At 48.3% G+C, this 265-nt stretch carries 1 protein-coding gene; it reads left to right on the top strand.

Features of this window, described 5'->3' with window-relative positions; genetic code table 11:
- On the top strand, window positions 1-265 hold a 265-nt coding region (locus tag Q5762_RS38655), incomplete at both ends, for a hypothetical protein (protein WP_315896993.1).

Raw genomic sequence — 265 nt, 5'->3', positions numbered from 1 at the left:
CTATTGGCGATTCTATTGTTACCTATCTGGGCATCCAATAATGCTTCATTTTCGCTTTATGCGGATCCGCAGTGGCTAAAAAGACTGTTTTTAATGGCGTTATTGCTACTGACGAGTGTGGTATTAGCTCTGTTTGCCCTGCGTGGGCAAAACCGTGGCTTTTGGCCGACGACTTTGCTTGCGCTTATTACGCTTGCGTCGTCATGGTCGGTTCGCTGGGTGACGATGATGGATGTGCAGACCATCGCTAAGTTTGATGTAGGCC

This window comes from Streptomyces sp. P9(2023) (genome assembly GCF_032436795.1).
GTDB lineage: Bacteria > Actinomycetota > Actinomycetes > Streptomycetales > Streptomycetaceae > Streptomyces.
This window is presented reverse-complemented; position numbering and strand designations above follow the sequence as displayed.